This is a genomic window from Variovorax sp. 01T439_2 (assembly GCF_056398445.1).
Genome location: NZ_JBFTPJ010000416.1, coordinates 1 through 4,864, shown reverse-complemented (window position 1 = coordinate 4,864; position 4,864 = coordinate 1). Strand labels below are relative to the sequence as shown.

At 65.1% G+C, this 4,864-nt stretch carries 5 protein-coding genes; 1 reads left to right on the top strand and 4 read right to left on the bottom strand.

The genetic code is table 11. The features are described 5' to 3' along the window. The coding region (locus tag AC1DOC_RS19215) for a Bug family tripartite tricarboxylate transporter substrate binding protein (protein ID WP_478130292.1) at window positions 1–563 on the bottom strand (563 nt) is incomplete at its 3' end. Between the two features lie 586 nt (window positions 564–1,149). On the opposite strand from AC1DOC_RS19215, the gene AC1DOC_RS19210 reads away from it, so the two are divergent. Next, window positions 1,150–1,404, top strand: a complete 255-nt coding sequence (locus tag AC1DOC_RS19210) for a hypothetical protein (protein ID WP_478079749.1) — start codon at window positions 1,150–1,152, stop codon at window positions 1,402–1,404. Here AC1DOC_RS19210 and AC1DOC_RS19205 read toward each other — a convergent pair. From AC1DOC_RS19205 to AC1DOC_RS19195, 3 genes are all read right to left on the bottom strand, one after another. Next, a complete protein-coding gene (locus AC1DOC_RS19205) occupies window positions 1,391–3,529 on the bottom strand; it encodes a xanthine dehydrogenase family protein molybdopterin-binding subunit (RefSeq protein WP_478130291.1) in 2,139 nt (712 codons plus the stop codon). The genes AC1DOC_RS19210 and AC1DOC_RS19205 overlap by 14 nt on opposite strands. A gap of 1 nt (window position 3,530) precedes the next feature. Continuing rightward, a complete protein-coding gene (locus AC1DOC_RS19200; protein WP_478079747.1) occupies window positions 3,531–3,998 on the bottom strand; it encodes a (2Fe-2S)-binding protein in 468 nt (155 codons plus the stop codon). Between the two features lie 65 nt (window positions 3,999–4,063). Next, on the bottom strand, window positions 4,064–4,864 hold an 801-nt coding region (locus AC1DOC_RS19195), incomplete at its 5' end, for a hypothetical protein (protein ID WP_478130290.1).

Sequence of the window (4,864 nt, the reverse complement as noted above, 5' to 3'; positions counted from 1 at the left end):
CTTCCGGGGTATGGCACGTGCAGCATGTTGACTTTTGCCATTGTCTTAAACAGCTCACCCGCTAGGTGAGTGGAAGAACCGCTACTTGCGGAAGCAAAAGTCAACTTACCAGGATTTTTTCGAGCGAAATTCAGATAATCGTCAAACGTTTTGAACGGCGAAGACGATGAGACGACCAATACATTCGGAACAATTGCAATACCGGAAATTGGAACGAAGTCTTTCTGGATATCAAACGAAAGACTTCGGTAGGCGGTGACATTCGTCGTATTTGATACGGTTGCCAACAGTAATGTGTAGCCATCGGGAGCCGCGCGTGCCACCAATGCCGTGCCGATGTTGCTTGTGGCTCCTGGACGATTGTCAACAACAAAAGATTGTCCTAGGCGAGCAGACAATTCCTTCGCTGTGAGTCGACCGATCATGTCAGTGGTCCCACCGGCAGGAAATCCCACAACAAGACGCACCGGTCGGTTTGGATAATCGTCTTGCCCAAATGAAGGCAGAACATGCCACGCCGAGACGCCACCAGCAACCGATAGAAATTTTCTTCTGGCAATCATCAATGTCTCCATCAAGCCTCAGACTATTCCGGAGCAAGGCATATGAGCAAACCTGATCGTCCACATTGTGATAAGTTCGCGCTTGCTCTGATCACATTCACTCCTGTTAGCGCTAGGCGCAGATGAAGCTGGTCACGCGGCTGCAGCCTGCCTTCGCAGCCGGCGCCTTAATCTCGATATACGGCGCGCCAGCTGYGCGCCGCTGATGCCTGGCTTGCCACGAATCAGCATCCTGGGCTTGGCGCAGCGGCTCATGGAACGCCATGGCTTGGTCGGCTGCCCTGTCTATCCCCGAAAGCCACAACTTCTGATCGTTCAACCGATGCCGTACATCTCCGTGCCCCTGCTGGCGCACCCCCGAAAGGGCCGCAGGTGGGCGTTGCCGCCGGCGGCGGCGTCACTCCAAACCTCAGGTGCAACCTCGCACCAGGAGATGGTGCTCGCGCTGTGAGCTCCGGCCGTCCGCGCATTGCGCGCGGACGGTGGGTCGGACAGCAACGCCTCGACATAGCGAGGAGCAAGCCATTCGGGACACCTTTGTCCGTGACGCGCTCCTTGACTTCGCTGCAGGCGACCGCGTCCGGCTTTGGAACGCAGTGACCGCGGAACCCAGCTCGCAGGCATCGGCAATCCACCCTGCGACCCCACCGCCCATGCGGCCGAGGTCCTGCTCACCGTCGCAGGCATCGAACGGACAGACCAAGTCAAGGCAGAGCGCCGTCTGGTCCGCACCGCCAATCGTCCCGAGTTCGCCGGTCGAACGATGCAGACCTGGGCCGCTATCAACGGCGTCATCCAGGCCGGCAAGCCGTTGCAGAACGCCTACCTTAGGCGCTCTTGATTTGCGCAGGATCGAACGGTAGCAAGCGCAGCCGCTTGCCAGTGKCCGCGAAGATCGCGTTGGCCACTGCCGGCGCGATCGGCGGCGTGCCGGGCTCGCCGATGCCGCCGGGCGCCTCGCGGCTCGCAACCATGTGCACCTCGACCTTCGGTGTCTCGTTCATGCGCAACACCGGGTAGTCGTGGAAGTTGCTCTGCTCGACGCGGCCGTCCTTGAAGCTGATCCTCCCATACAACGCGGCCGACAGGCCGTAGACGATCGCGCTCTCGATCTGGCGGGCGATCGTCTGCGGGTTGACCGTCATTCCGCAGTCCACGGCGGCGACGACGCGGTGCACCTTCGGCGCTCCGTCGGCTGCCACCGACACCTCGGCGACTTCGGCGACGTAGCTGCCGAAGCTCTGCGCCACCGCGATGCCGCGGAAGACGCCGGCCGGCAGCGGCTGGCCCCAGCCGGCCTTCTCAGCGACGAGCTCGAGCGCGCCCCTGTAGCGCGGTTGCTGGGTGAGCATCGCGCGGCGGAACTCGAATGGGTCCTTCTTCGCCGCGGCGGCGAGCTCATCGATGAAGCTCTCGATGAAGAAGATGTTCTGCGAGTGCCCGACCGAGCGCCAGAACCAGACCTGCGGCCCGGGCTCCCTGCGGCCGTAGGTGAGGCGCTGGTGGTCGATGTCGTACGGATGGTCCGCGATGCCTTCCATCGAGAAGCTGTCGACGCCGTTGTCCGGAATCTTCATGAAGCCCGACGCGGCCATGATCGACGGCGAGCCGACGCCGCACTTGAGCATCGTCACGCGGCCGTTGGCATCGACCGCGCCTTCGAACTTCGCCACTGACGCCGGGCGGTAGTATCCGGCGGCCATGTCGTCCTCGCGTGAGTAGATCAGCTTGACCGGTGCGCCGGAGAGCTTAGACAGCAGCACCGCATCGATCAGGAAGTCAGGCGCGAAGCGCCGGCCGAAGCCGCCGCCCAGCAGCAGCGTATTGACCTTGACCTTGGCCGGCGTAACCTGGGCGACCTGCGACAGGATGCCCTGCGCCGGACCCTCGCTCTGCGTGCCGGCCCAGACCTCGACCTCGTCGCCCTTGACCCAGGCGGTGGCGTTCATCGGCTCCATGCAGGCGTGCGCGAGGTAAGGCACCTCGTACTGCGCTTCGACCTTCAGCGCGGCGTTCGCGGCGCCGTCCTTCGGATTGCCGCCCTCGCGCGTGATCGCATCGGCGCGCCCGGCGCCCTCGGCGAGGATTTCGCTCACCTTCGCTGACGTCAACGACGCACTTGAGCCCAAGTCCCAGTCGATCTGCAGCGCGTCGCGGCCCTTCTTCGCGGCCCAGTAGCCGGTGGCGAGCACCGCGACGCCGGTCGGGATCGTGAGCACGCTCTTCACGCCCTTGACGGCTTTGGCCTTGCTGTCGTCCACTCGCGCCGGCTTCGCGCCCGGCTGCGGCGCACGTGCCATCACCGCGACGAGCAAGCCTGGCACGTGCGCGTCGATGCCGAACTTCGCGCTGCCGTTCACCTTGCCCGGCGTGTCAAGGCGGCGCATCGGCTTGCCGAGCAGGCGGAAGTCCTTCGGGTCCTTCAGGACCGGCTTTTCGGGCACCGGCACCTTCGCCGCCGCCTCGACGAGTGCACCATAGCTGAGCTTCTGGCCGCTCGGGTGGATTACGTGGCTCGCTTCAGTGCGGCATTCATCGACCGGCACCTTCCATTGCGCCGCGGCCGCGGCCACGAGCATCTGGCGCGCCGCCGCGCCGGCCCGCCGCAGCGGCTCCCAGTGGGCGCGTACGGTTGTCGAACCGCCGGTGGCCTGTATGCCGAAGGCCGGGTTGGTGTAGGCCTTGTCGATCGGTGCCCGCTCGACACTGACGAGCTTCCAGTCGGCGTCGAGTTCCTCGGCGAGCATCATCGGGATCGCGGTGAGCACGCCTTGACCCATCTCGGCCGAGGCGCAGATGACCTTGACGCGGTTGTCCGGCGTAATGCGCACCCAGGCGTTCGGCGCGAAGGTTGCGCCCGGCGCCGCGGCGAGTGCACGCCCGGCGGCCAGCGGCAGAGCGAAGCCGATTGACAGCGCCGAGCCGGTCTTGAGGAAGCCGCGGCGAGAGGTTTGCAGCACGTCCATCTCAAGCCCCCTTCGTCAGCGCTGCCGACGCATCCTTGATCGCCGCGCGGATCTGGTTGTAGGTGCCGCAGCGGCAGAGGTTGCCGCTCATCGCGCCGACGATCTCGGCGTCGTCCGGCGCCTTGTTGGACTGCAGCAGCGCGCACGCGCTCATGATCTGGCCGGACTGGCAGTAGCCACACTGCGGCACATCCTGCTTCAGCCACGCGGCCTGCACCGCGCGCCCACTGGAGGTCTGACCGACGCCCTCGATCGTCGTAATCTTCTTGTTGCCGACCACCGAGATCGGCGTCTGGCATGCGCGCACCGCCTGGCCGTCCAGGTGCACGGTGCAGGCACCGCACAGCGCCAAGCCGCAGCCGAACTTCGTGCCGGTCAGCTGCAGGTTCTCGCGCAGCACCCACAGCAGCGGGGTGTCCGGCTCGGCGTCGACACTGCGCGCTCGGCCGTTGACGTTCAAGGTGATCATCGACATTCCTCCGCACCTCTGACGAGGCTTTGTTAAAAAAGCGAGTGGGTTGCCATGGACGAGGGTCACCCGCCTGGCGTGACGAAGTCGCGCAGCGTCAGCGACGACCGCACGACCGGTTCGACCGGACGAATCCACGTGGCCCGCTGCCGCTCGGCCAACTGGGCGGCATGCAACGACGAGACCTCTTGCGCGATGGCAGCACTGACCGCACCCATCAACTCGGCGTCCGAACTTCGCGCCAGCACACCGATATTGATCTTTACCGGGTGCTCGAAGCCGGTCGGCGCCAGCCTGGTCGTGGGATGAAGGCTGCGGTAGCGGTCCCACAGTGCGACATCGACGAGCGCGTGATCCGCATCGCCCGCCTCGACTGCCGCCAGCAAGTCCTCGCGAACGTTGAATCCCTTCATCGAGGAGCTCAGGATGCCGCCGCGCCACGCACCGAGAGCGAGCGACGCCATGGAACCGGCGCGAACGGCCACCGTGTGGCCTTGAAGCGCGTCGAGCGTACTGACCGACGGAGCGCCTCGACCGATCAGCGCCATCGCTGTCGCACGGTAGGGGCCGCCGCCGACCACCGGAACCAGGGCCTGGTAGGGACGCTGGCGTAGTGGTTTGGCTCCAGGATAGTCGGGCGTCCGCGCCCTTTCCGCGATCATCGTGGCGAGGTGAGGTTCGTAGAGCGGAATTCCCGCGACTAGGTCACAAGCGCCCGCAGCAAGCAGGGCGCGCGCATCCAGGGAAAGGTTCCCTTCCTTGTCGTAGCGGCCCTCGAACCAGACCAGTTCGAGGCCGCGGCCGATGCGCTCCGCCACTGCCCGCATCATCGCCACGTCGAACCCTCTCGCCTGCCCGTTGTCGAC

Bases quoted from the DNA above. Each gene is read 5' to 3' on its own strand.
- AC1DOC_RS19200 (WP_478079747.1), bottom strand. From the start codon at position 3,998: ATGATCACCTTGAACGTCAACGGCCGAGCGCGCAGTGTCGACGCCGAG.